Annotated in this window: 25 protein-coding genes and 1 pseudogene; 3 read left to right on the top strand and 23 right to left on the bottom strand. The window is 60.6% G+C overall.

Features of this window, described 5'->3' with window-relative positions; all coding sequences use genetic code 11:
* Nucleotides 1-64: 64 nt before the first annotated feature.
* From def to pyrR, 13 genes are all read right to left on the bottom strand, one after another.
* On the bottom strand, nt 65-580 hold the full coding sequence (def, locus tag HMPREF1267_RS07130; RefSeq protein WP_023017447.1) for a peptide deformylase: 516 nt from the start codon (nt 578-580) through the stop codon (nt 65-67).
* Nucleotides 581-632: 52 nt separating this feature from the next.
* Complete coding sequence (locus HMPREF1267_RS07135) at nt 633-2663, bottom strand: primosomal protein N' (protein WP_023017446.1); 2031 nt, start codon at nt 2661-2663, stop codon at nt 633-635.
* Nucleotides 2664-2674: 11 nt separating this feature from the next.
* Nucleotides 2675-3907 (bottom strand): methionine adenosyltransferase, encoded by a 1233-nt coding sequence (gene metK, locus HMPREF1267_RS07140; RefSeq protein WP_023017445.1) that lies wholly within the window; start codon nt 3905-3907, stop codon nt 2675-2677.
* A gap of 98 nt (nt 3908-4005) precedes the next feature.
* Nucleotides 4006-5259, bottom strand: coding sequence for a bifunctional phosphopantothenoylcysteine decarboxylase/phosphopantothenate--cysteine ligase CoaBC (coaBC, locus tag HMPREF1267_RS07145; protein ID WP_034654056.1), 1254 nt, complete (start codon nt 5257-5259; stop codon nt 4006-4008).
* A 138-nt stretch (nt 5260-5397) separates the two neighbouring features.
* Nucleotides 5398-5700 carry a DNA-directed RNA polymerase subunit omega gene (rpoZ, locus tag HMPREF1267_RS07150; protein WP_005279075.1) on the bottom strand — a complete coding sequence of 101 codons (303 nt, stop codon included), beginning with the start codon at nt 5698-5700 and terminating at the stop codon, nt 5398-5400.
* Nucleotides 5701-5740: 40 nt separating this feature from the next.
* The gene (gmk, locus tag HMPREF1267_RS07155) at nt 5741-6310 is read right to left on the bottom strand and encodes a guanylate kinase (protein ID WP_005283138.1); all 570 of its coding nucleotides are present in this window, start codon (nt 6308-6310) and stop codon (nt 5741-5743) included.
* 8 nt (nt 6311-6318) lie between these two features.
* Nucleotides 6319-6642 carry an integration host factor, actinobacterial type gene (gene mihF, locus HMPREF1267_RS07160; RefSeq protein ID WP_023017443.1) on the bottom strand — a complete coding sequence of 108 codons (324 nt, stop codon included), beginning with the start codon at nt 6640-6642 and terminating at the stop codon, nt 6319-6321.
* Between the two features lie 259 nt (nt 6643-6901).
* Complete coding sequence (gene pyrF, locus HMPREF1267_RS07165) at nt 6902-7741, bottom strand: orotidine-5'-phosphate decarboxylase (RefSeq protein ID WP_023017442.1); 840 nt, start codon at nt 7739-7741, stop codon at nt 6902-6904.
* Entirely contained in the window at nt 7725-11066 is a 3342-nt protein-coding gene (carB, locus tag HMPREF1267_RS07170) for a carbamoyl-phosphate synthase large subunit (RefSeq protein WP_023028842.1), read from the bottom strand. The genes pyrF and carB overlap by 17 nt, the downstream gene beginning before the upstream one ends.
* Before the next feature lie 25 nt (nt 11067-11091).
* Nucleotides 11092-12252 (bottom strand): glutamine-hydrolyzing carbamoyl-phosphate synthase small subunit, encoded by a 1161-nt coding sequence (carA, locus tag HMPREF1267_RS07175; RefSeq protein WP_023028843.1) that lies wholly within the window; start codon nt 12250-12252, stop codon nt 11092-11094.
* A 42-nt stretch (nt 12253-12294) separates the two neighbouring features.
* Entirely contained in the window at nt 12295-13635 is a 1341-nt protein-coding gene (locus tag HMPREF1267_RS07180; RefSeq protein WP_023028844.1) for a dihydroorotase, read from the bottom strand.
* 36 nt (nt 13636-13671) lie between these two features.
* Nucleotides 13672-14628 (bottom strand): aspartate carbamoyltransferase catalytic subunit, encoded by a 957-nt coding sequence (locus HMPREF1267_RS07185; protein ID WP_023017438.1) that lies wholly within the window; start codon nt 14626-14628, stop codon nt 13672-13674.
* A complete protein-coding gene (gene pyrR / locus HMPREF1267_RS07190; RefSeq protein WP_023017437.1) occupies nt 14625-15233 on the bottom strand; it encodes a bifunctional pyr operon transcriptional regulator/uracil phosphoribosyltransferase PyrR in 609 nt (202 codons plus the stop codon). Before pyrR ends, HMPREF1267_RS07185 begins: the two co-directional genes overlap by 4 nt.
* A 144-nt stretch (nt 15234-15377) precedes the next feature.
* Between pyrR and HMPREF1267_RS07195 the strand changes: the two are divergent.
* The 3 genes and pseudogenes from HMPREF1267_RS07195 (at nt 15378) to HMPREF1267_RS07205 (ending at nt 17809) form a co-directional block, all read left to right on the top strand.
* A pseudogene (locus tag HMPREF1267_RS07195) lies at nt 15378-16729 on the top strand (TIGR01777 family oxidoreductase).
* Between the two features lie 74 nt (nt 16730-16803).
* Nucleotides 16804-17295 (top strand): YbjN domain-containing protein, encoded by a 492-nt coding sequence (locus tag HMPREF1267_RS07200; RefSeq protein WP_005283185.1) that lies wholly within the window; start codon nt 16804-16806, stop codon nt 17293-17295.
* Nucleotides 17288-17809, top strand: a complete 522-nt coding sequence (locus HMPREF1267_RS07205) for a YbjN domain-containing protein (protein WP_005283188.1) — start codon at nt 17288-17290, stop codon at nt 17807-17809. The genes HMPREF1267_RS07200 and HMPREF1267_RS07205 overlap by 8 nt, the downstream gene beginning before the upstream one ends.
* 100 nt (nt 17810-17909) lie before the next feature.
* On the opposite strand, the gene HMPREF1267_RS07210 is transcribed toward HMPREF1267_RS07205, so the two are convergent.
* The 10 genes from HMPREF1267_RS07210 to HMPREF1267_RS07255 form a co-directional block, all read right to left on the bottom strand.
* Complete coding sequence (locus HMPREF1267_RS07210; protein WP_023017435.1) at nt 17910-18764, bottom strand: PPK2 family polyphosphate--nucleotide phosphotransferase; 855 nt, start codon at nt 18762-18764, stop codon at nt 17910-17912.
* A 92-nt stretch (nt 18765-18856) separates the two neighbouring features.
* A complete protein-coding gene (nusB, locus tag HMPREF1267_RS07215) occupies nt 18857-19495 on the bottom strand; it encodes a transcription antitermination factor NusB (RefSeq protein WP_023017434.1) in 639 nt (212 codons plus the stop codon).
* Nucleotides 19496-19504: 9 nt separating this feature from the next.
* The gene (efp, locus tag HMPREF1267_RS07220) at nt 19505-20068 is read right to left on the bottom strand and encodes an elongation factor P (protein WP_023017433.1); all 564 of its coding nucleotides are present in this window, start codon (nt 20066-20068) and stop codon (nt 19505-19507) included.
* Nucleotides 20069-20208: 140 nt separating this feature from the next.
* The gene (locus HMPREF1267_RS07225) at nt 20209-21315 is read right to left on the bottom strand and encodes a Xaa-Pro peptidase family protein (protein ID WP_023017432.1); all 1107 of its coding nucleotides are present in this window, start codon (nt 21313-21315) and stop codon (nt 20209-20211) included.
* A gap of 135 nt (nt 21316-21450) precedes the next feature.
* On the bottom strand, nt 21451-21879 hold the full coding sequence (gene aroQ / locus HMPREF1267_RS07230; protein WP_023017431.1) for a type II 3-dehydroquinate dehydratase: 429 nt from the start codon (nt 21877-21879) through the stop codon (nt 21451-21453).
* 2 nt (nt 21880-21881) lie between these two features.
* Nucleotides 21882-22952, bottom strand: a complete 1071-nt coding sequence (aroB, locus tag HMPREF1267_RS07235) for a 3-dehydroquinate synthase (protein WP_023017430.1) — start codon at nt 22950-22952, stop codon at nt 21882-21884.
* Between the two features lie 63 nt (nt 22953-23015).
* Nucleotides 23016-23555 (bottom strand): shikimate kinase, encoded by a 540-nt coding sequence (locus tag HMPREF1267_RS07240; protein ID WP_084519549.1) that lies wholly within the window; start codon nt 23553-23555, stop codon nt 23016-23018.
* The gene (gene aroC, locus HMPREF1267_RS07245) at nt 23556-24767 is read right to left on the bottom strand and encodes a chorismate synthase (protein ID WP_034654237.1); all 1212 of its coding nucleotides are present in this window, start codon (nt 24765-24767) and stop codon (nt 23556-23558) included.
* Nucleotides 24768-24828: 61 nt separating this feature from the next.
* Nucleotides 24829-25230 (bottom strand): A24 family peptidase, encoded by a 402-nt coding sequence (locus tag HMPREF1267_RS07250; protein ID WP_023017427.1) that lies wholly within the window; start codon nt 25228-25230, stop codon nt 24829-24831.
* A gap of 71 nt (nt 25231-25301) precedes the next feature.
* Nucleotides 25302-26120 (bottom strand): shikimate dehydrogenase, encoded by an 819-nt coding sequence (locus tag HMPREF1267_RS07255; RefSeq protein WP_023017426.1) that lies wholly within the window; start codon nt 26118-26120, stop codon nt 25302-25304.
* Nucleotides 26121-26125 lie beyond the last annotated feature (5 nt).

The following is a 26125-nucleotide window of genomic DNA, read 5'->3' on the forward strand; positions in this document are numbered from 1 at the left end:
CTCCTCGAGGTCTCGGGTGAAAATTCTAGGGTACAACGAGCCTGCCTGCGTTGCCGAAGCTCGCCTACCCCGCGCTATTAAACCAATCGGCTTCGCGGATGGTACGCATGGCGGCCTTGCGGTCGGCATCGCCAAGCCGGCGCAGGAATAACACTCCATCAAGGTGATCGGTTTCATGCTGAATGCACCGAGCCAAAAGCCCCGAGGCGACCATCCCCACCGGCCTGCCTTCTACATCGCGCCCAGAGACAAATACCCGGTTGTGCCGCGGTGTATCGGCGCTAATCCCCGGGATGGATAGGCATCCTTCCGGGCCAACCTGCATGTCTTCTCCCAGCGGCGTCCACACGGGGTTGATGAGAACCCCGCGCAATCCGGCCTGGATAGGCGAACAATCATAGACAAAGATGCGCTTGAGAATGCCCACTTGGTTCGCCGCGAGTCCCACCCCGCCGGCGGCATCCATGGTCTCCAACATGTTCTGCGCCAGCGTGCGCAGGCTGGAGTCAAAGGTCGTAATCTCTTCGGCCCGCGTGCTCAGTACGGGATCCCCGTAGAGCCTGATGTCTAATTCCGCCACTGATTTGTCCCTTTCTCATGTACTGCCTATTCGCCTAAGTTTATGCGCACTTCTAACCCACGTGAATGGGATCGACCATGATGCGTAGTGGCAATTCATCCTTGCGCGCGCTGCGCGCCGCATTTGCCTTGCGCAAGGCGCGCCCGAGCTGCGATCGCGGCCCCAGCGGGGCGCGCACCACTAGGCGTTGGGGTGGGCCAAAGCGGTCCGCATCGTATTCCCCGGGGAGGCTGTCCCCTGGCGGGAGCGGAACCGGGCCTAAGACCTCGGCGTGCTCTGGCAGGTCCACCAACTGTTCGAAGGAATCCAGAGCCGCGTCCGCCCCATCGATGGCGGCGAAGTGCACGGCCGGCGGAAAGCGCACCTCGCGCCGGGCCCGCAATTCCTCTACCGCGGCCGCGACCATGTCCCAGCTCATGAAGTGGCGGACGACGGGAAGTTCCGGATCCGCGGCGATGATGACGCGCCCGCCCTTAAAATGCGGCCTGACCATGGTGGCCGCCTGCGCCCATTTGGCCAGGCAGTCCTCGGTGGCGCGCAAGTCTTGCCGGTTTAATAAGGTGCCCGCGTCCAATAGCAGCGCCGCGCCATAGGCGCCGCCATTCACCCGCGGCTCGGCGCCAGGGGTAGCAATCACTAATGCCGGGGCATTTTCAATTGAGCCCACGACCTTATTGCCGCCAGAAACCACGACGGACGTATTGGGAAAGGCGCGCCCCAATTCCTCCGCGGTGCGTTCAGAGCCTAAAACGATGGCGCGCAGGCGCGGCGAACCGCACTCGGTACAGCGATGATTGGTGGCAATGCGCCCGCACCAACGGCAGGTAGGCATGACGGCTTCCTCGCTTGAGCGCTCCGAGCTCGGAGGCAACCCCAATGGCCCGTTACAGTGGCGGCACCGCGCGGGAGAATGGCACTTTCCACAGGCCAAAATAGGCGCATACCCCTTGCGCGGGGCCTGCACTAGCACTGGTTCGCCGCGGTCGAGGGCCTGCTGCGCCGCCTGAAAGGCCGGCGCCTGCACAGAGGTCGTACCGCCCTCCAAGTCCCTAGAAATGGATAGCCCGTAGGCACCAATGGCCAAAATATCGGGCCGGCGCGCCTCTATGGTTGAGGCGCTCGGGATGAGGTTGTGTGCCCACCCAGAGTCCACCAATAATTGGGTTTCCGCCGTGCGCGAGTGGTTCGCCGCAATGAAGCTGCAATTTTCAAAGGCAGAGCGGGTGGTAAGCACCTCCCGGGCGTGGACGTAGGGCTTAATATTATCCACCAAGTTATCGTTACCATCATCAAAAATGACGGCCAGCTGCAGGTTGTCCACGGGGGTAAAAGCCGCCGAGCGCGTTCCAATGACGATTCGCGCCTGCCCCACCAAGGCCGAAAGATAGCGGCGATAGCGCGCTTGCGGGCCCATGCTATTGGTGAGCACCGTGATTTGTTTCGGCCCCACAACACCGCGCAGGGCGTTTTCAAGGGCGTCCACTACCTTTTGGTCTGGGACCACGATAAGGACGCCTCCCCCACCCAGGGCAACCTTGACCGCTAAGGCCGCGAGTGCATCTTCCCATTCATCGCCGGGAGCGATTTGCCACGCGGCACGTGCTAATTTCCCGCCCAGGATGGAATCAACAAAGGTTTCCCCATGTTGATAGGCAGACCACCCGGATAAATCGGGCTCGCTGGCGGCGCCGAGTTCTTCCCACGGCGTATCCAAATCCGCTTCTTCTGCCTTTGCGTGCCGCGGCGGAATGGCGGAGCGAATGATATCGGAGCAAATTCCGCCATAGCGATCCGCAAGGGCTTCCACCAGCCGGGACAGCTGCGGTGGATAAACGTGGAATGGGGAGATGACCCGCTCGATAAAGCGCAGCTGCCCGCCAAAATCGGACTCATGCTTGCGCTCGACGATGATCGCATCCACCAAGCGCCCATTGAACCGAATGCGCACCTTCACCCCGGCTTGGGCGCTATCAGATTCGGCCTCATCTACCAGGTAATCAAAGCCCCGATCGAGGTGGGCAACCCCTAGAAGAGGCAACACCCGCGCGACCGGTTTCCGGGCGGCGGGTGTTTTCTTAGGCATAAGCCCACATTCTACAGACCAGCGGCAGCGCGCAATTCCTCCACTCGGTCCAACTGCTCCCACGGCAGGTCAACGTCGGTACGTCCAAAGTGGCCGTAGGCGGCGGTCTGGCCGTAGATAGGACGCAGCAGATCCAATTCGCGGATGATGGCGGCCGGGCGAAGGTCAAAGACCTTATTGACGGCAGCCTGGATCTGCTCATCGGTCAAGTTCTGCTTCGCGGTTCCGAAGGTCTCGACGTAGAGGCCAACCGGCTTGGCGCGACCGATGGCGTAGGCCACCTGCACCTCTGCGCGATCCGCCAGGCCCGCGGCGACGATATTCTTGGCCACCCAGCGCATGGCGTAGGCCGCAGAGCGGTCCACCTTGCTGGGGTCCTTGCCGGAGAAGGCACCGCCGCCGTGGCGGGCCATGCCACCGTAGGTATCCACGATGATCTTGCGGCCGGTAAGGCCTGCATCGCCCATTGGGCCGCCCAAGATGAAGGAGCCGGAAGGATTGACCAAGAGGTTGGTCTCATCGGTGTAGTACTTATCAAGGCCGGCATCCTTAATGACCCAGTCCAGCACCTCGCTGCGCAGGTGGGTTTCTAGCCACTGGCTATCAACCTCAGGATCGTGCTGGGTAGAAATAACGACCGTATCCAGGTGAGAAGGCTCATTATTCTCGTTATATGCAAAGGTCACCTGGGTCTTGCCGTCCGGGCGCAGGTGGTCCACAATGCCCTCTTTGCGCACCTGGGTCAGGCGGCGGGACAGGCGGTGCGCCAAGGCGATTGGCAACGGCATGTACTCCGCGGTTTCATTCGACGCGTAGCCAAACATCAGGCCCTGGTCGCCGGCGCCGGCGGTGTCATTTTCCTCGTCATAATCCGCGCCCTGGTCGCGCGCCTCGGTGGAGGTATCCACGCCGGCACCGATTTCCTGCGACTGCTCGCCGATGGCGATGTTGACGCCACAGGTATTGCCATCAAAGCCCACATCGGAAGAGGTAAAGCCGATGGACTTTAGGGTCTCGCGCACAAGGGCCGGGATTTCCACGTAGGCGTTGGTGCGGACCTCGCCCACGACGTGTACCTGGCCGGTGGTAACCAGCGTTTCCACGGCGACGCGAGACTCCGGATCCTTTTCTAAAAGTGCATCCAAGATGGCATCCGAGATGGCGTCACAGATTTTATCCGGGTGCCCCTCAGTAACGGACTCGCTTGTAAAAAGACGAGCTTCCACTGCAGCGTTATCAGTCACAAAAACTTCCTTAGATTATTTACGTATTCGATACCGAGGCATTCTGCCCCTACCCATCATATGGCAACCCTAGACCAAGCGGTCTATAAACGCAATATTTAATTTCCCGGTTCAATCATTTCATTCACGGCGTCCAGAATCTGCGCCGCGACGACCTGCTTAGATCCATGCTCTACGCGCTGTGGTTCCTCGTTTCGCCGCAGGATCCACCCCTCGCTGCTTTCCCGGCCAAAGGTCACGCCGCGGCCGACCTCATTGGCCATCAGTACGTCGCACCCCTTACGCGCAAACTTTTCTTTCGCGTAATCCAGCGCCGAAGAATCGGCATCTCCCGTCTCGGCCGCGAAACCGACGATGACGCACTTCTGCGGCACCTCGCCTTCCTCGCGGGCTGCCACGAGAGACTTCAAAATATCTGGGTTTTCCACCATCTCTAGCGTCGCGAGCGCATCATCGGCCTTGCCCTTTTTCATCTTGGACTCGGCCACGTTCGCGGGCCGGTAATCCGCGACCGCCGCGGCCATGATGACGATATCGGCATCGCGGGATTCCTCGCGCATCGCGGCCTCCAAGTCTTGGGCAGAAACGATATTCCGGATCGTAGCCCCGCTCGGCACCGGCAACTCCGCGGTATTGCCGGCCACAATCGTGACATCCGCGCCCTTGTGTGCGGCCACCTCTGCCAGCGCATACCCCTGCCTGCCGGAGGAACGGTTTCCTAAATAGCGAACCGGATCCAATTCCTCTTGGGTGCCGCCAGCAGAAATGACCACCTTCAGCCCCGCCCAGCTGTGATCGATATGAAAGCCAGCGAGCTCGGTGCGCGCGATGGCCGCAATCTGTTCTGGATCCGGCAGCCTGCCCGCGCCCGTATCCTTACCCGTAAGGCGCCCGTGCGCTGGTTCCATGACGGTAATTCCGCGCCGGCGCAGGGTCTTTACGTTGTCTTGTGTCGCTGGGTTATTCCACATCTCGGTGTGCATGGCGGGCGCCACGATGATGGGACACGTTGCCACCAGCACGGTCGCGGTCAAGAGATCATCGGCGCGTCCCGCAGCCAAACGGGCAATAAGGTCAGCCGTGGCAGGGGCGATGACCACCGCATCGGCCTCCTGGCCTACCGCTACATGTTGCACGTCCTCTACGGCCTCAAAAACACTGGTGGAAACGGGATTTCCGGATAATGCCTCAAAAGTGGCGGCACCTACGAAGTTCAATGCGCTTTCTGTAGGAACGACGCGGACATTATCGCCATGTTCTTTGAAATTGCGCACCAAGTGGCAGGCCTTATACGCGGCGATGCCACCGGCAACGCCAAGCACGATATTGCGAGGAGATTTTGAAACAGTCACATCGCACAATCGTACCGTGCAGGCATGACAAGAGCCCCGCCCGGCCACCACGTTAGTTCCACAGAAGTGAAACCAAGTGGGCTTGGCCGGACGGGGCTGAAATGAGGCACAAGGTGCGCACGCGAAAGCGAGCGCTACTTACTTGCCTTCCTCGTGGTCCAACAGACCTGCGTCGATTTCGCGCAGCGCGATGGACAGTGGCTTCTCGCCGGGCTCTGGGTTAACCAGTGGGCCGACGAACTCAAAGACGCCTTCATCTTGCTCTTGGTAGTAGCTATTGATCTGGCGCGCACGCTTGGCAGCGAAAATTACCAAGGCGTACTTGGAAGAAACCTTGTCCAACAGCTCATCGATTGGCGGGTCCGTAATGCCAATCGGGTCATCAAATACCGGTTCCGACTTCGCGGATTCAGTGTTAGAAGGGGTGGTCACGTTAGTCACATGCACCTTTACATTGGTTGAAGATGGTCAAAAGAAGAGTCTATCCACGCAGGATATCACTAATGGCGGCCACTGCCTCATCTAGGTTTTCATTGACCACAACGTGATCAAACTCATCCTGTGCAGCTAGTTCCTCGTACGCAGTGTGCAACCTACGATCAATGACGTCTTGCGGTTCGGTACCGCGACCGGTCAGGCGCTCTACCAACACCTCCCACGAAGGCGGTGCCAAGAAGACCAAATCCGCTTCCGGCAAGGCCTTGCGAACGCTGCGCGCACCGGCCAAATCGACCTCGACGAGAACCGGGCGACCGGCGTCCAAGGCCTCTTCTACGGGCCGGGCGGGTGTTCCGGAACGCTGCAATCCGCCGTGAATATCTGCCCATTCGAGCATCTCACCGGCATCAATGCGTTCCTGAAAGGCCTCAGGGGTGACGAAGAAATAATCCACGCCATCTTGCTCCCCGGGGCGGGGCTGGCGCGTTGTCATAGACACGCTGAAATACAGCCCCTCGACGTCATGCCGTAGACGCGAGACTACGGTGGATTTCCCCACTGCGGAAGGACCCGCCAACACGACGAGGCGACCGCGAGCAGTTGCGTCAGCCATAGACGTGATTATTCGTCGTCGTAACCGAAGCGCTCAAGCAGAGCACGACGCTGGCGCTCACCCAGACCGCGCAGGCGACGGGTCTGCGCAATCTCCAGATCTTCCATGATTTCCTTGGCCTTGACCTTGCCAACCTTAGGCAGAGCCTCGAGGAGTGCGGAAACCTTGGTCTTGCCGATGATCTCATCGGTCTCAGCCTTTTCCAGCACGTCCTTCAGGTCGGTCTCGCCGCGCTTAAGCGCAGCCTTGAGCTCAGCGCGAGCCTTGCGGGCCTCAGCGGCCTTTGCGAGAGCTTCCTTACGCTGCTCATCAGTCAACTTTGGAAGGGCCACGAGTTTCCTCCGATTCATTAGATTGCTTCTATTACTTCTGATACTTGGTACCAGATTCCGGTTGCCAAACGCGATGGAAATACCGCGGAAAGTTACCCTGAACCTTCGAGCACACCGACTTCTGATTATCCTAGCACCGCTAGTGACACGATGACGATAGGCGACCCAGATGGGTCACTCATTTTAGCACGTCAACGCACATGCCTAGACCAAAATACCAGGTAAACGGCGCGGCCGTTAATTGGCCCCGCCGCGTGTCCTAATCCCGGAATTGGTCTGCGGTATCGATCACCGCTTTGCGCAGGTCATCGACCTGGGGGCCGCGTTGCAAGACGGCACGGGAGACGTTGGCGAACCCAAGCTGCGGGCACGCAGACACAATGGAGTGCACCTGCGCGGGACCTGCCCCTTGGGCGCCGACGCCGGGAAGCAGCACCGGCCCATTAAGCGCGTCCAAGCGGGGTGGGTCCTCGACGGTCGCACCCACCACAACGCCGACGCTTCCAGCAACACCAGCCTCACGCGCTGAGGCATTAAAGGCGGCGCACTCATCGATGACCGCCTGGGCAATCGAGTCCGCAGTCCCCGCGGGCACCGCCTGAATGGCGCGCGCTTCTGGATTAGAGGTTGCCGCCAAGACGAAGACGCCCCGGTTGTTTTCTTGCGCCGTGGCAATGGCCGCGCCCAGCGCCCCTACGCCGAGATACGGCGATAAGGTCACCGAGTCGGCCCGCAGGGGCGAGGTCTCCCCTAGCCAGGCATCGCCATAGCCTTCCATGGTGGAGCCGATATCGCCGCGCTTGGCATCGGCTACCGTGAGGCACCCTGCCTCGCGCAGGCCGGCCAGCGTTTCTTCCAAGACCGCAAAGCCTGCGGCACCGAAGCGTTCGAAGAAGGCCACCTGCGGCTTTACCAAAGCGGCGGAATCCGCAAAGGCCTCGACGCAGCGCAAGCTGAAAGTACGCAGGCCCTCCGGGGAATTATCCAGCCCCCACTTCTCTAAAAGGTACGGGTGCGGATCGATGCCTACGCAGAGCCGCCCGCGCTCGCGGCCGGCGTCTTCCAAGCGCTGGCCAAAGGGTTTAGTTACATGGTCCATGCTCAAGCTCCTGAAGTGCGCGGACCTGCAAATCACCCTGGCGCAGCGCCTCGATGCCCTGCACCGCCGCCGTAATGCCCTGGACCACCGTGACGAGCGGCAGGCCCATGTGCACCGCTGCGGCGCGGATATCGTAGCCATCGTGGCGCGCACCGGCAGAGCCGGCTGGCGTATTAAGAATCCAGTCAATCTCGCCGTTGAAAATCTTGTCCACGATGGACTCTTCGCCCTCCTTGGCCTCAGAGACCTTGACGGCAACCTCGCACTCGATGCCGTTGCGGCGCAGCATCTGCGCGGTACCGGCGGTGGCGACGATGTTGTATCCCATGCGCGCCAAGCGCTGGATGGGGAAAATCAGGGTGCGCTTATCCCGGTTGGCCACGGAGACGAAGATGGTTCCTTCCGTGGGCGGCACGGCGAAGGCGGCGATTTCGCCCTTGGCATAGGCCGCACCAAAGTTGGTGGCCAGCCCCATAACCTCGCCGGTGGACTTCATCTCTGGCGACAACAGGGTATCCAGCAAGCTACCGTCTGGCCGGCGGAAGCGCTCGAATGGCAAGACCGCTTCCTTGACCGCAATCGGGTGATCGAGCGGCAAGGAACCACCATCGTAGACCGATGGGATAAGTCCTTCTTCCCGCAGTTCCGCGATGGTGGATCCCATCATGATGCGGGCGGCAGCCTTAGCCAGCGGCACACCGGTCGCCTTGGACACGAACGGAACGGTGCGCGAGGCGCGCGGATTGGCCTCGATGACATAAAGGATATCGTCCTTCAAGGCGAACTGGACGTTCATCAGGCCCTTCACGCCAATGCCCTCGGCCAAGCGGCGCGTGGACTCGCGCACCTTGTCGATGTCCTCTGGCCCCAGCGTCATCGGCGGCAGGGCGCACGAGGAGTCGCCGGAGTGAACGCCGGCTTCCTCGATGTGCTCCATCACGCCGCCCAAGTAGACCTCGTTGCCGTCGCACAGGGCGTCGACATCGATCTCGATGGCCGAGTCCAAGAAGCGGTCCACCAAGACCGGGTGGTCTGGGGAGAGCTCGGTGGCGCGCTCGATATAGTTCTCCAGCGACTGCTCATCGTAGACGATTTCCATGCCGCTGCCGCCCAATACGTAGGAAGGGCGAACCAGAACCGGGTAGCCGATGGAGGCCGCGACCTTCCGAGCCTCCTCGAAGGAGGTTGCGGTGCCATACGATGGCGCTGCCAGCTCTGCCTCATCGAGGACCTTGCCGAATTCGCCGCGGTCCTCGGCGGAGTCAATGGCCGCAGGGCTGGTGCCCACCACCGGTACGCCGGCGGCGTCGAGGCGCTCTGCCAGGCCCAGCGGGGTTTGGCCGCCCAGCTGCACCAGCACGCCGGCAACCTCGCCGGAGGCTGCCTCTGCGTGGTAGACCTCCATGACGTCTTCGAAGGTCAGCGGCTCGAAGTACAGGCGGTCAGCGGTGTCATAGTCGGTCGATACCGTCTCTGGGTTGCAGTTGACCATCACGGTCTCATATCCCTTGCGGGAAAGCTCAAGGGCGGCGTGCACGCAGGAGTAGTCGAATTCGATGCCCTGGCCAATGCGGTTCGGGCCAGAGCCCAAGATGATGACCTTGCCCTTCGAGCCTTCCGGTGCTGGGTGCACCTCGGTTTCGGCATCGGGGTCCAACTCATAAGAGCTGTAGTGGTACGGCGTTTGCGCCTCGAACTCGCCGGCGCACGTATCGACGGTCTTGAAGACGGGGCGAATGCCCATGCGCCAGCGCAGGCTGCGCACGCCATCCTCGCCGTTGAACTCGGGGCGCAGGGCGGCAATTTGGGCATCGGAAAGCCCAAAGACCTTGGCCTCGCGCAGGAGCTGCTCGGTGAGCACGGGGGCATCGACAAGCTCCTGGCGGAATTCCACCAGGCCCTCGAGCTCCGCAATGAACCATGGGTCCACGCCGGAGGCCTCGTGGACCTCGTCGACCGTAGCACCGAGGCGCAGGGCCAGCTCGATATCGTACATGCGGCCCTCGGTGGGGCGCTCGAGATCCTTGAGCACCGCCTGCACGTCGGTGGCGCGCTCGCCCGCAAAGTACTCATCCGGCTTGGTCCAGAACCCGTTGGGCTTGTTTTCCAGCGAGCGCATGACTTTATTCAGGCCGGAGATGTAGTTGCGGCCGATGCCCATGGCCTCGCCCACCGATTTCATCGTGGTGGTCAAGGTGTCATCGGCGCCGGGGAATTTCTCGAAGGCAAAGCGGGGCGCCTTGACAATGACATAGTCCAAGGTCGGCTCGAACGCCGCCTGGGTTTCGCCGGTGATGTCATTTTGCACCTCATCCAAGGTGTAGCCGATGGCCAATTTCGCGGCCAGCTTGGCAATGGGGAAACCCGTGGCCTTGGAGGCCAGCGCCGAGGAGCGGGATACGCGCGGGTTCATCTCGATGACGATGATGCGGCCATCATCCGGGTTCAAGGCGAACTGGATATTGCAGCCGCCGGTATCAACACCCACCTCGCGGATGATGTCGATGCCCAGATCGCGCATCTTCTGGAACTCGCGGTCCGTCAGCGTCAGCGCCGGTGCCACCGTCACGGAGTCACCGGTGTGCACGCCCAGGGCATCGACGTTTTCGATGGAGGCGACGACGACCACGTTGTCATCGCCATCGCGCATGAGCTCGAGCTCGAATTCTTTCCAGCCGAGGATGGATTCCTCGATGAGCACATTAGCCTCAGGCGAGGCCGCAAGCCCGCCGCCGGCGATGCGATCTAGGTCCTCGTTATTAAAGGCCAGGCCGGAACCCAGGCCACCCATGGTAAAGGACGGGCGCACCACGACGGGCAGGCCGAGCTTGTCGACGGTCTCGTGGACCTCATCCATGTTGTGGCACACCGCCGAGCGGGCGGATTCCCCGCCTACCGAGGCCACGATGTCTTTAAACTTCTGGCGGTCCTCGCCGCGCTCGATGGCATCGATATCGGCACCGATGAGCTCGATATCGTACTTATCCAAAATGCCCTGGCGGTCCAGCTGCACCGCGGCGTTCAGCGCGGTCTGTCCACCCAAGGTAGCCAGCACGGCGTCGATGGGGTGGCCTTCCTCGCTCTCCTTGACCAGGATCTTTTCAATGTATTCCGGCTCGATGGGCTCGACGTAGGTGTGGTCGGCGAACTCTGGGTCGGTCATGATCGTGGCCGGGTTCGAGTTCACCAGGGTCACGCGCAGGCCCTCATCCTTGAGGACGCGGCAGGCCTGGGTTCCGGAGTAGTCGAACTCGCAGGCCTGGCCGATGACGATGGGCCCGGAGCCGATGACCAGGACGTGATTAATGTCAGTGCGCTTTGGCATAATATTTCTTCCTTTTCCTGGGTGACTACTTATTCGGGGTGTGGTTGGCCATGAGCTCTAAGAATTGATCAAAGAGCGGGTTGGCATCGTGCGGGCCGGCGGCGGATTCCGGGTGGTACTGCACCGAAAAGGCCATGCCATTGCGCAGGGCGACGCCCTCGACCGTGTCATCGTTCAAGCAGATATGCGTGATGTGGGCCGGGCCGAAGTCCGAGGCGAATTCGGCGTCCTCATTGGCCAGGTCGTAGTTATCTGGCGCCTGCAGCGCGAAGCCGTGGTTTTGGGAGGTGATATCGATCTTGCCGGTCAGCAGGTTGCGCACCGGGACGTTGATGCCGCGGTGTCCGAACTTCATCTTGTAGGTATCTAGGCCCAGCGCGCGCCCGAGCAGCTGGTTGCCAAAGCAGATGCCAAAGAACGGGATGTCCGCCGCGAGCACCTTTTTGATGGTGGCAACTGTGTCATCGGCAGTAGCCGGGTCGCCCGGGCCGTTGGAGACGAAGACGCCGTCCGGGTTATAGGACTGGACTTCTGCAAAGGTGGTGGTAGACGGCACCACGATGGTCTCGATGCCGCGCTGGGAAAGGTAGCGCGGCGTTGCGGATTTCACGCCCATGTCAAAGGCGACGATGGTGTGCTTCTTTTCTCCTTGGGCCTCAACAACATAGGGCTTATCGGTGGATACCTCGGCGGCAAGATCCGCGCCCTCCATGGAGGATTGGCTCTTTACCTCCTCGAGGAGTTCCTCGACGGGCCGGGTGGCGGCCTCTCCGGAGAAGAGGCCCGCGGAGATGGAACCGTAGTTGCGCAGGTGGCGCACCAAGGTGCGGGTATCGATCCCGCGGATGCCGATGACGCCTTGGGCCTGCATTTCTTCGCTCAAGCTGCGTTCTGCACGCCAGCTGGATACGCGGCGGGACAGATCGCGGATAACCAGGCCTGCGACCCAGATATTATTGCCGTGGGACTCGTTGTCCTCATCGTTCCAGCCGGTATTGCCAATGTGCGGGGCGGCGGAAACGACGATTTGGCGGTGGTAGGATGGATCCGTCATCGTTTCCTGGTAACCGGTCATCGCGGTGGTAAATACGGCCTCACCGAGGGTGGTGCCGGTAGCGCCGAAGCCGTAGCCACGGAAGGTACGCCCATTCGCAAGGACGAGGATTGCTGGGGTTTTATCAGTCACGTCGTGGCCTTTCTGTGCCTTGATTGGGTGCTGTGTGCAAGGTTAATCATGGGTAGCGGTGTTCAGATCGAACGTTACCGAGCCGCGCAAGATGGTGTGGGTAACTCGCGCGCCGAATTCCTCGCCCGCATAGGGGTTGTTTTGGGACTTGGATGCGAGCTGCGCAGAATCGGATACCCAGTGGTGTTGTGGGTCAACGATGGTCAGGTTGGCAGGCTCCCCCACTTCCAAGGGGCGACCGTGGCCTGGCAGGCGCGTGATCTCAGCGGGGCGCTCGGACATGACGCGCGCGATAAAGCGCCAGTCCGCCAGGCCGGTTTCCACAAAGAGCTTGGCGATGACCGCCAGCGAGGACTCCAGCCCCAGCATGCCGGGGCGCGCGTTTTCGAATTCCACGCACTTGTCCTCGGAGCCATGCGGCGCGTGGTCGGTGGCGACGCAGTCAATGGTGCCATCAAGAAGCGCCTGGCGCAGCGCCTCCGTATCGCGCTGTTCGCGCAGCGGCGGGTTCACGCGGAAGAGGCCGTCATAGGTGCGCAGTTTGTCATCGGTCATCAGCAGGTGGTGCGGGGTGACCTCTGCGGTCAGCGGAATATCGTGTTCCTTCGCCCACTGCAGGAGCTCCACCGTGCCCTGCGTGGAGGCGTGGCAGATGTGAACGCGGTTGCCGTAATCACGGGCTAACAGGGCGTCGCGGGCAACGATGGATTCTTCCGCCACGCGCGGCCAACCGCGCAGGCCCAACCGAGCAGCGTTTTCACCCTCGTGGGCAGAAGACCCACCGGTCATGCGGTCATCCTCGGCGTGCTGGGCCAGTAGCACGTCCATGCCCTTGGCGTATTCCAGCGCGCGGCGCATCAGCTGTGGGTTCTGCACGCACTTGCCATCATCAGAGAACATGCGCACCTTGGCATCGCTGCGCGCCATCATGCCGAACTCCGTTAAGGACTTGCCTTCTAGGCCCTTGGTGATGGAGCCGACCGGGTGGACATCGCACAGCCCCAGCGCCTGGGACTTTGCCCACACGGATTCGGCGATGATGGGCTGGTCCGTGACCGGCGTGGTATTGGCCATGGTAAACACCGCGGTAAACCCGCCCTTGGCCGCGGCCTTGGAACCGGACTCGATGGTCTCGGTATCCTCGCGGCCTGGCTCGCGCAGGTGCACGTGCATGTCAACCAGGCCAGGCAGCAACACGTTGCCGCCACCGTCGATGGTCTCGGCAGCACCGTCTGCCTGCACCTCGGGCCCGATGGAGTCAATAACCCCACCGCGAATGAGAACGTTGGTGGGTTCGCCTTCCCCGTACAGGCGAATATTTTTAATCAGTAGTGGGTTCTCGGCCGGTGCGGACAGCCGGCCGGTAGCTGGGTACGTAGTCATTTTCTCTCCCTTTACGTGGCTTATGCTCTGCCCGGTTTAAATCCCGGCGTTATCGCCATTAGTCAGCAGCGTAAAAAGCACTGCCATGCGCATGTGGACACCGTTGTTGACCTGCTGCAATACCGTGGTTTTATCCATATCGGCCACGGCGTAGTTAATCTCCATGCCGCGCAACATGGGACCTGGGTGCATGACGATGGCGTCCTTGTGCAGCGCCGCGGCGCGCTGCTGCGATAGCCCGAATAGCTGCGCGTACTCGCGGTGGGACGGGAAGAAGCCGCCGTCCATGCGCTCTTGCTGCACGCGCAGCATCATCACGACATCGGCATCTGAAAGCTCTGCATCAAAGTCATAGGACACGCGCACCGGCCACTTGTCCACGCCCCACGGCATCAAGGTCGCAGGTCCCACGAGGGTGACCTCCGCGCCCAAGGTGTGCAGGAGATCCACGTTGGAGCGCACGACGCGCGAGTGCAGGCAATCGCCCACAATCTTTACCTTCAGGCCCTCGAAGCCATTATCGCCGCGCAGACCTAGGCGCTGGCGCATCGTGACGGCATCGAGCAAGGCCTGCGTCGGGTGCTGGTGCGCACCGTCACCGGCGTTGATAACGGCGGGGCCATGCCCATCTGGGTCCACCCACTGGGCCAGCTGTTGCGGCGCGCCGGAAGACGGGTGGCGCATGATGATGGCATCGGCGCCGATGGCCGCCAGCGTCAGGCCCGTATCCTTCAAGGATTCGCCCTTTTTCACGGACGAGGTCGACGCCGAGAGGTTGATCACGTCAGCGGACATCCACTTGCCGGCCGTTTCAAAGGACGAGCGCGTGCGCGTGGAGTTTTCATAGAAAAGTGTATAAATCGTGCGCCCGCGCAGCGTCGGCAGTTTCTTGACCTCGCGGCCATCGAGCGCCTCGCGGAAGCGATCGGCCTCATCCAGCAGGCCGATGATCTCTGCGCGGGATAGTTCCGCGCTATCGATGAGGTGTTTCATGAGTGCGTTCCCCTTATCTGCGCGGTATCGCCCGCGGACGTAGAGCGGGTGAGAACAACGGCATCGCGGCCATCAATGTCTTGGATATATACGGAGACATCTTCTTCCCGCGCCGTGGGCAGGTTCTTGCCCACATAATCGGCGCGGATGGGGACTTCGCGGTGCCCGCGGTCAACTAATACGGCCAACTGGATAATCGAAGGCCGGCCGACATCACCCAATGCATCGAGGGCGGCGCGGATGGTGCGGCCGGAATAAAGGACATCATCGACCAAGATGACCGTGGCATTATCGATGCCGCCGTCTGGGATGGAGGTCGGTTGCAGGGCACGGTGCGGGAAATTGCGCAAATCGTCCCTGTACAACGTGATGTCGAGCGAGCCCCACGGAACGGGAACCCCGGAAAACTCGTGTATTTTCTGCGCGAGGCGCTGCGCTAGGGGCACTCCGCCTGAGGGGATGCCCAGCAAAATGACCCGCGGGGCCTCCGCGGAATCGAGCGCCGTCTTTTCAATAATCTGGTGCGCGATGCGTGCAACGGTACGCGAGACATCATCGGCGCTTAAAAGCTCCAATTCGTTCGCGTTCACGTCAGTTCCACTCATCGTGACCTCCTTCCCCGCCTCACGGTGCGGTCATTAAAGGATGCCTGTCAATGAACTTGTAGACGTCTATGCTGATAGACACGTATTACTCTAGCACCTTACCCACCCGTGGGTGAGGCTTAGCCGAAAGAGGTGCATCACGCAGTGAGTTTCTCCGCGCAGCACGTAGTCCCAGCCTCCCGCGAACACGTCTGGCAGTGGCATTCCCGGCCAGGGTCGCTCGCACGCCTAAACCCACCTTTCGCATTCATGAAGCCCGTGCAACAGGCCACCGATCTGGGCGATGGCACCTCCCTACTTTCCCTGCCGGGCGGTTTGCAGTGGACGGCCCAGCACGATCTATCGCGCTACCAGGCCGGCTATAGCTTCAGCGATGTCTGCATCAACGCGCCGATCCGCAAATTTGCCAAGTGGCGTCATACGCACCGGTTTGCCGATCACCCAGGCGGCACGCTGATTACAGACGAGGTCGATACCCGCATTCCCGCTGCGGCCCTCAACTCGCTATTCGCCTACCGGCAGCACCAGCTCATCCAGGATATTGCCTTTGAAAACCGCCTGCGCGAAGGCCAGCTCGGCCACAAGCCGTTGACCATCGCCATCACCGGCTCGCGCGGCAGCGTGGGCAGCGCGCTGACCGCACAGCTACAAACTTTGGGCCACACCGTGATCCAGCTCGTACGCGGCAGCGCCGAACCCGGCCAGCGCGAGTGGCGCCCGCACCACCCGCGGCCCGATCTCCTCGAGGGCATCGACGTGCTGGTGCACCTAGCCGGCGAGCCCATCTTTGGGCGCTTTAATGACAGCCACAAGTCCGATATCCGCGACTCCCGCGTGGGCCCACCGAAAACCTCGCCCGCCTAGTGGCCGCCACCGATTCCGTGCAGGCCATGGTGTGTGCCTCTGCCATCGGCTTCTACGGGTCTGAGCGCGGCGATGAGCTGCTAACCGAGGAAGCCGAGCGCGGCGAGGGCTTTCTTGCCGATGTCGCAGCGGACTGGGAGAAAGCCTGCGACCCCGCCCGCGAGGCCGGGAAGCGCGTGGTCAATATCCGCACCGGCATCGTGATGTCCGGCAATTCCGGCCTGCTACCGCTGTTGCGCGCGCTGTTTTCCACAGGGCTTGGCGGCGCCTTTGGTGACGGCAACTTTTGGTACAGCTGGGTCGCCTTAGACGATCTCACCGACTCCTATATACGCGCCATCGTGGATGAGAACCTTAAGGGTCCGGTCAATGGGGTATCACCAAACCCGGTGCTCAATAAGGACTTCGTATCCGCCTTGGGATCCGAATTGCACCGACCCACCATCCTGCCGATCCCCCAATTCGGACCCGCTTTGCTCCTGGGCAAGCAAGGCGCGCAAGAACTCGCCTTGGCCGACCAGCGGGTGAAGCCACAGGTGCTCGAGGACATAAGCCATACCTTCCGCTACCCCACCATCGACGCCGCCTTGGCGCACGAACTCGGCGGCGAAAGCCTGTGGGAGTCGCCGTAGGAGCGCTATGAGTTAGGTAAACTAGGCAGGGTTGACCATTATCCCCGATTAGTACATGGATTGAGACTACTTACGTGTCTGAAGAACCAACCCTGTATCCCGATACGCCCATTGAGGATGTCACCCTAGAGCGCATCGGTGAAATTTTTGACTCCGAAAAGCTCGAGTACCGCGTAGAAGAACAGACCGTCGGCGAAGGCGAGACGGTAAAGATCCTGCGCACCGGCTTTTCCAATATCGCCATTGCCTTGCAGGTGCGTGACGATGTCCTCGTCGCAGACTCCGTCTGGCGCGGCAACGCCCCAGCCTCGGAAGGCCCGCAACTGCTCATGGTCCTCAATAAGTGGAACCAGCAGCACTTCGCGCCCACCCTGCGCTTTTTTGAATCGTCCGAAAACAATCTGGCCGTCTCCGGCGTGCGCGAAATCAACATTTCCCATGGCCTGTCCCGCAACCAGATCGGTGCCTTCGTGATGTCCACCTTGGACTCCATGCTGCAGTCCATGGCTTTTGTTGAAGAGCACTACCCACAGCTTGTCACCTGGGAGGAGCATAACCATGACTAATGCATCCACCGCATCTACCGAAAACAATTTGCCCGAGGTCGATCTAGACCGCGTCGTAGCTGCCATGGGCACCTTCGACATTGAGCTGACCAAGGTGGAAGGCGAAATTGACGCCGCCACCGCCAACCTCAATGGCCTGCCCACCATGTTTGCGGTCCTGGATTCCGTTGTCATCGTGCGCTGCGATGTGCCAACCGATGCCTCGTTCTCCAAGGCCGATGCCGGACTCTTCCTCGCCGCCAACCAGATCAACTCTGTAGCATTCGGCGCGCGAGCAGTTATTTCTGAGCACGACGATATGCTCGTCGTCCGCACCGAGCGCGATATTCCCGCCGCCGCCGGAATGACCGATGAGCAACTCACCACCGCTTTGAAGAAGGCCGTCGATGCCGTCATCAACGGCCAGGACGCCATGGTTTCTGCCGCCGAAGAAATGGCCAAGCTCGGTTCTGAAACCGCGGCGAAGGCTGGCAATAACGGCGAGGACAACTCCACGCCGTCCGGAAACGCCTAGCCTGCCTTTTCTCTAAGCGCCTCCCCGCACTTGTTTCGCCCGCCTCGCGCACTCGCGTGCTATGGCGCGGCGACGGTGCGGGTTTTTGGGCGGCTAGTGCCTAGTCCGCATCTAGAATGCGCTGCTTTTCTGCCTCCGGATCGAATTCGGGCGCGGGCCACGACAGGTTCAGGTGCCGCAGTGCATCGACGATGAGATATTTCAAGGCCATGCGCGCGTACTTCTTATTATCCGTGGGGATAACAAACCACGGTGCCCAGAGCTCATCCGTCCGGCGGATGGCATCTTCATAAGCCGCCATGTATTTATCCCAATAGCCGCGCTCTTCAAGATCTGAAGGATCGTACTTCCAGAACTTATCCTCGCGCTCGGTGCGCTCGATGAGGTTTTCCTTTTGGAACTCCGGCGAGATATGCAAAAAGACCTTCAAGATCTTTACCCGCTTTCCGGCGAGCTCTTGCTCATACTCACGAATCGCCTCGAAGCGGCGGTCGATCTCTTCCTCATCCACCCACTCGTGTACGCGCTGAATCAAGACGTCCTCATAGTGGGAACGGTCAAAGGCCACGACTTGGCCAGGAACCGGATCGTGTTTGCGGATGCGCCACAGGAAATCGTGGTGCATTTCCTCTTCCGTGGGCTTGCCAAAACCGACGGTCTTCGTGCCCTGCGGATCGAAGACGGAAAAGACATGGCGAATCGCCCCGCCTTTGCCGGAGGTATCCATTCCTTGCAGGACCACTAAAAGCGAGGGTGCGTCATCGGCATGGGCCCTACCATTGGCAAAAAGGCGCTCCTGCAAGTCATAGAGCTCATCGTCATAGCGTTTGAAGCGGTCTTCTAAATCAGACTTTGAGCCATCGAAACCTGGAGTTCCCGTGGGATCGACATCGACAAGCCGAAAGGTTTTTCCGGCGCGCAGGTCGAGCGCATCTTTGATCTTAAATTTACCCATGGCAATTATTGTACAAACGCCACGGTATGGGCCCCGTGCGAACCGGCTGTCTCCCGCGGCACAGTGCAGCGGGAGACGGGGAACGGCTTGATTTAAGAGTTTTCCTCTTCCGCGTCTGCTTCCGGTTCAGTAGCCGGGGCTGACTCCTCGGGCTCCTCTGACTCTCTTGGCGCCTCTGCGGGCGTCGAGACTGCAGAGTCCTCTTGGGAGTCTTCGGATTCCGCGGCGTCGCTTTCTTCCTCATCGCCGTCGTTATTCATCGGGCTTAGCTCAGAACGAGATTGCGCGACGTCATCCAAGACCGCGTGGATATACGGTGCGGCTTGATCGTGGGAATACTGCGAGGCCAGCTCCACGCCTTCGACGACGGCCGTCGCGGTGGGAACGTCCGGATTAAACAACAGCTCCCAGACCGAAAGGCGCAAGATTGCGCGATCGACGGCGGGGATCCGGTGCAGCTCCCAGTTCTGGGAAAGGTACCGCGAGATCGTGTCATCGATAGCGTCTAGCTCTTCTGCGACACCTTGGACGATGACCTTGGTGTAATCCGCGATCGGCGCTACCGCGTGGCGATCCTCGCGCGCCAAGGCAACGCGGTCCTCAACGATGGCAACGGGATCAACGTCTCTGTTCTCCGCTTCATAGAGGATATCCGCTGCGCGCCGGCGCGCCCGGTAGCGCGCGGTATGCCGTTTATGATTGATATCCCGCTTAGCAGTATTATCAGACAAGATAAGGCCCTAGTTGTTGACGCGGGACAGGTACTCGCCGGTGCGGGTATCGATCTTTAGTACATTGCCGATTTCAATGAACAGCGGCACCTGGATCTCGGCGCCGGTCTCCAGCGTGGCGGGCTTGGTGCCGCCGGAGGAACGGTCACCCTGCAGGCCTGGCTCGGTGTGCTCTACCTTGAGGTCGACGGAGATAGGAAGTTCCGCGAACAATGCCTCATCCTCGTAGAAGGAGACCTGCACGCGCATGTTTTCCAGCAGGAAACGTGCGGCATCGCCAAACTTATCTGGCGAAAGCTCAAACTGCTCGAAGGTCTTTTCATCCATGACGACGTAGCTGGTGCCGTCGTTGTACAGGTAGGTCATATCGCGACGGTCCACCGTAGCGGTTTCTACCTTGACGCCCGAGTTCCAGGTCTTGTCCACGGTCTTTCCGGAGACAACGTCCTTGAGCTTGGTGCGCACGAATGCTGGGCCCTTGCCCGGCTTCACATGCTGAAACTCGGTAATCTGCATCAGCTTGTTGTCAATCTTGAGAACGAGTCCGTTCTTGAAATCAGTAGTATCAGCCATTGCGGTTAAACTCCCGAATATTGTGGTTGAAAGGTTGAAAGCAAAGTATAAGCCTACCGGATAGCCCGCACCCGCTGGGCCACCGGTACCCCCTAAAATCTCCTCCCCGGAAAGAGAGGAGTCGCAGGGGCCAAGCCTACCTATGCGGGCAGCTCAGTAAAGTCCTTGGAGGCGGCGGTAATGATCTTCGGGGCTCCATCGGTGATAATCAGCGTATCTTCGATGCGCACGCCGCCCTTGCCCGGCACATACACGCCCGGTTCGATGGTCAGCGTCATCCCTGGCGCCAGCTCGCCCTTACCGGTCGTGGCGGCAAAGGGTGCTTCGTGCACGTCCAAGCCCACGCCGTGCCCGGTGGAGTGGACGAAGTAGTCGCCGTATCCGGCGTCGGCGATAACGTTGCGGCAGGCGGCGTCGACATCGGAAAGCGACGTGCCCGCTACCGCAGCCTCCACGCCAGCCTGCTGGGCGCGCAGCACCAGATCGTAGATCTCCTTGGCAAAGTCATTTGCCGTGCCCACGACATAGGTGCGGGTGCAGTCGGAGTTAAATCCGCGCAGGTGAGCGCCGAAGTCGATGGTGACCAAGTCCCCGTCCTCGATCACGCGGTCATCCGCGCCGTGGTGCGGCATGGCGGAGTTCGGGCCAGAGGCCACGATGGTATCGAAGCTCACTCGCTCCGAGCCTAGGATGCGCATGCGGAATTCCAGGTCGGCGGCAACTTCGCGCTCCGTGCGGCCCGCACGCAACTCACCGGCGGCAAGAAGATCTTCCAATGCCTGGTTAGCAAGCGCCGCGATTTCCTCGAGCTTTTCCAGTTCTACAGCATCCTTCGTGATGCGGATGTCCTCGATGATTCCAGAAATCGGCACCAAGGTGACCCCATCCGGTGCGGAATCCTTCAGATCTTCCAGTTCCGATACGGACATGTAGTCGGCTTCGAAGCCGACGCGAACCGGGGTCTCATCCTTGTCGAATTGCTGCAGGAGCACCTTGCCCACAGAACGGCCTTCGACCGCCTCAAGATCCGGAACTTCCTGCGCAATCTGGGTGGTATAGCGGCCATCGGTAGCCATCAGCGCGGAGAGATCCTTGCGCAGCAAAAGCCCACCATTGGAGCCTGAGAATCCGGACAGGTACCGGACGTGGATCAAGTGGGTTACCAATACCGCATCAATGCGCTGACCGGCTAATTCCGCGGCTAGCTTCCGGCGGCGATCGCTGAAACGGGTATCTGCAAGTGCCATAAAATCATCCTTTGCGGGAACGTAGTGAAGCTTAAAAAAATTTATTCTTCCACTATAACTATTTCCGCGGCGCAGGTGGCTAGGTTCGAAGCCTTCTTTCCATCCGCGCCCGAGGGGCATGGATCTGGCCGGTGCTTATTGGCACAGATAGTCCACCGCGGCGCAGTATCCAAAGACCCCCAAGCCGGCGATGACACCGCGGGCAATGGGGCTTAGATAAGAATGATGGCGGAATTCTTCCCGGGCGTGCACGTTGGAGATATGCACCTCCACGAAACCGGCGCCATCGGCAATCTCTGCCAGGGCGTCGCTCAAGGCAACGGAGGTATGCGTCAGCCCACCTGGGTTTATGATGACCGCGCTGCCGGCATCGGCGGCCGCATGGACCTTCTCAATGAGCTCGCCTTCAAAATTAGACTGGAAAAACTCGACCTCTGCCCCGTGCTTCGCCGCACGCTCGGACACGAGCTTTTCAACATCGCTTAACGTCGTAGAACCGTATACGTCTGGTTGGCGCTTGCCCAACCTATTGAGGTTCGGGCCATTGAGAACAACGATTTTCATATCTACTCCGTGATAGCGGCATATGCCGCTTCTAGTTCTTCGCGCGTCGGACCCTCTATCCGCGTCGTCGCGCCGATTCCGGTTAGCGCCACGAAGCGGATCTTGCCGTCGCGGTTTTTCTTATCGTGGGTCATCGCCTCATATAGTTCCGCGAATTTCCCGAATTGATACGTCGTAGGCAGGCCGATATTGGTCAGGATGCTGCGGTGCAATTCCACGAGTTCCGCATCTATCAGGCCCCGCTGGTGGGAAAGGTTCGCAATGAACATCATGCCTACGGCTACCGCATTGCCGTGGCGCCACGCATAGTTTTCCTGCCTTTCTATGGCGTGGCCAAAGGTATGCCCATAATTGAGGGTCTCGCGCAGCCCGGCTTCCTTGAGGTCTTCTCCCACCACCGCTGCTTTCACCGCGATGGACCGCTCAATCAGTTCGGGCAGGACACCGCGTGGGTCAAGGCAAGCACCTGGATTTTCCACATAGCGTTCCACGATGACCGGATCATGAATGAACCCGGTCTTAATGATCTCAGCGGAACCAGCCACGATCTCCGCCTGTGGCAGGGTCTCTAGGCGCTCCAGATCGACGAATACAGAGTCCGGCTCGTGGAAGGCGCCGACGAGGTTCTTCCCGGCCTTCGTATTGATTCCGGTTTTCCCGCCCACCGCGGCATCAACCATGGCGAGAAGGGTCGTAGGAACCTGAATGACCTTAATGCCGCGCATCCATCCGGCGGCGACAAAGCCTGCCATGTCCGTGGTTGCCCCGCCGCCTACACCAATGACGACATCGCTGCGGCTAAAGCCGGCCTCACCAAGGCGGTCCCATACGCCTCCCACCACGCTCAGTTGCTTGGCCGCTTCTGCATCCGGCACCTCGCACAAGACGGGGGTAACGCCCTGTGCTTCAACGGATGCTGCGAGTTCTTCTGCGGCGGTGCGCAGGGCAGGCTGGAAGATCACCGCCGCCTTATCGGCACCTGTGTCCGCGCAGCGCCGCGCGATATCTTCGCTGAGACCCGCTCCAATGCGGACCTCATACGGGCTCGGTCCGTTAACGGCGATGGTAGGCATGATGGTGTCCTTTCTACGGAGCTTCAGCCTGCAGGATTGCGCGGATAGGTGTAACTGCCCCGCCTAGAGGGTTTCTAAAAAGCCCAGGATATCGCCCACGACCTGCTGCGGGGAGCGAGTATCCGTGCGCACGCGGAAATCGGCTACCTCCAGGTAAAAGGGCCTACGCGTTTCCACGATGGAACGATAATGTTCAACCGGATTATCCGCCGCTAATACCGGACGGTTGCGATCGTCGGCCGTGCGGCGCGCGCCTTCTTCTGCGGAAATATCGAGGAAGACGACGGTGTGGCGCTCCAGAAGCTCGCGCGTAGAGGCCGTCATCACCGCGCCCCCACCAAGGCTTACTACCCCACCCTTCTGCAGGGCTTCAGCGACATGTTCGGCCTCGAGCTCGCGAAACGCCGGTTCGCCTTTCTCACTAAAGACCTCGCCGCAGGGTTTTCCCTCGGCCATTTCGATCAGGTGATCCGAATCCACCAGATCGCAATTCAGCGCATGCGAAAGCCGGCGGCCAATCGTGGACTTTCCCGCCCCGGGCGGGCCAATCAATACGACGCAAGGATGCGGTTGTCCCGTTACATCGGTTGGCGTTGTCATCATTTACTCCTGGTTAAAGGCGAGTCGCTGCGAAACGTATTCTTCATATGCAGCAATGGCGCGGGAGGTTTCGCTCAAACTATCCCCGCCAAATTTATCTAAAACTGCGCGCGCTAGCACGAGGGAGACCATGGCCTCAGCCACAACTCCTGCTGCCGGCACGGCGCAAACATCTGAGCGCTGGTGAATTGCGGTGGCATCGGCACCCGATTCCATATCGATCGTCTGCAAAGCACGCGGCACCGTGGAAATCGGTTTCATGGCGGCGCGGACCCGCAATTGCTGCCCGTTAGTCATGCCGCCTTCCAAGCCGCCGGCACGGTTGCTCAGGCGAGTCACGCCGTCCTCGGTGCGGACTATTTCATCGTGGGCTTCGGAGCCGCGCCGACGCGCCTCTTCAAAGCCATCGCCGATTTCTACGCCCTTGATCGCCTGAATGCCCATCAATGCTCCGGCCAGCTGTGCGTCCAAGCGGTCATCGCCCGAGATATGTGAGCCGAGGCCAATGGGGAGGCCATCGACGATTACCTCGACGATGCCGCCTAAGGTATCGCCCTGCTTCTTGGCGGCTTCAATCTCTGAAATCATCGCGGATTCGGCGTCCTTGTCAAAGGCGCGCACCGGCGAGTTGTCGATGTCCTCGATATCCGCAAAGCTCGGGGAAGCACCCGCATAGGGCTGCGATGCGCCGATGGAAATCACGTGGGAGAAGACTTCAACGCCTAGCGTTTCCCGCAGGAAGTTCCGCGCTACCGTCGCGGCGGCGACACGTGCGGCGGTTTCCCGGGCAGAAGAGCGCTCTAAGATGGGGCGGGCCTCGCTGTGGTTATATTTCACCATGCCGGCGAAATCGGCGTGGCCTGGCCGCGGGCGCTGCAAGGGCGCACCCCGGCCCGAATTCATCGCCTTGGCTACGTCCTCATCGTCCATATCGATGGGATCTGCGGACATGACGGTAGTCCACTTCGGCCACTCGGTATTGCCAATCATGATGGCAATGGGGCTACCAATGGTCAGTCCGTGGCGTACGCCGCCCAGCAGCGTGACCTCATCGGCTTCAAACTTCATGCGCGCACCGCGGCCATATCCAAGGCGGCGCCGCGCAAGCTGATGGGAAATATCAGCACGGGTAATGGGTACTCCGGCCGGCATGTGCTCCAGCATGGAGATCAGTGCCTGGCCGTGGGATTCACCAGCGGTAGTCCAACGAAGCATGCGGGTATTATCGCACGGCACCTATACACACGGAGCAACTAGGCACCCTAATATATTCGCCTCACCCCTCAAAGAGGGGATACGCAACCATAACCAGCCCAGCGGATACCACCATCGAGGGCCCGTGGGGCACACCGCCCTTGGTCCGCGCGATGCCGCTTGCGATCAAGGTGAGTACAGCGGCACCGCCACAGGCGATGATAACCGCCAGCGGGCCTGCCGTGGCACCAACGAGCATGCCCAGCGGCAGGGCCAACTTTATATCTCCCCCGCCGATGCCAGCACCCCGCAGCGCCACTAGGAGGTACAGCACCGGCCAGAATAACCCGCCCCAATTAACAACAGTGACCGATAGAACCCCTGCTGGGATGGTCAGCGCATCGGGCAAGCGCCGCTCGCGAATATCCCACCAGCTCAAGGCGGCTGCCCACAGACCATAAACTATTCCCCCGAAAATACCCATGGCATAAGGCTAAGCGCCGCCTTGCCGCTCTTCATGGCAAGACGGCGCACATGGGCGTATTCCCAGCGTGGTTATAGGTTGCGCAGGCGAAGCTCTTCCTGCAGGGCCGCAACCATCTCTTCGCGCGGAGCGGTAAGGCCAGTGAATTGCTCGAATTGGCTAAATGCTTGATGCGCCAGCATGACGTGCCCGCCCACGGTGAAGTAGCCATTCGCGGCGGCGCAGGCGGCGAGCGTCGTAGGCCACGGATGATAAATCACATCGAGTACTGGGGCGTGGGCAAGCTGGAAGCGATAATCCTCTAACGCCGCCGAAGGCACGGTGGAAATAATCAAATCCGCGGAGCGGGAAAGGTCCTCGAGGTCATCGTCAAAGGTTGCATACTGCAAATTGAGCCCGAGCCGCTCGGCCAAGGGCTGGAGTTCTGCTTTGCGGTTCGAGCGGTTCAAGATGGTGACTTGGTCGATTCCGCGTTCTGCCAGAGCCCACAGCGCTGGACGGGAAGTTCCGCCCGCGCCGATGATAAGGGCCTGAGACACGGGGCGGAGCCCAATGAGTTCTTGCAGGGCGCCGCGCACGCCCTCGGTATCGGTATTATCCGCGCGCCACCCATGTTCGGTGCGCACCAAGGTATTGGCGGACCCGATAAGCTGCGCCCTATCGCTTCGTTCTTCCGCAACCTCGAGCGCGGCGAACTTACCGGGCATGGTGACGGAAAAGCCGCGGTACTCGGGGCCGCATTCTTCCAAGAATGGGACAAGGGTATCGGCCGTGACCTCAAAGCGGGTATAGGACCACTCCTTGAGCCCCACTGCGGCATACCCCGCGTTGTGCAGGATAGGCGATAACGAGTGTGCGATGGGGCTACCGAGTACTGCGGCGCGCGGCATGGGAG

The organism is Corynebacterium sp. KPL1824 (assembly GCF_000478095.1).
GTDB classification, from domain to species: domain Bacteria; phylum Actinomycetota; class Actinomycetes; order Mycobacteriales; family Mycobacteriaceae; genus Corynebacterium; species Corynebacterium accolens.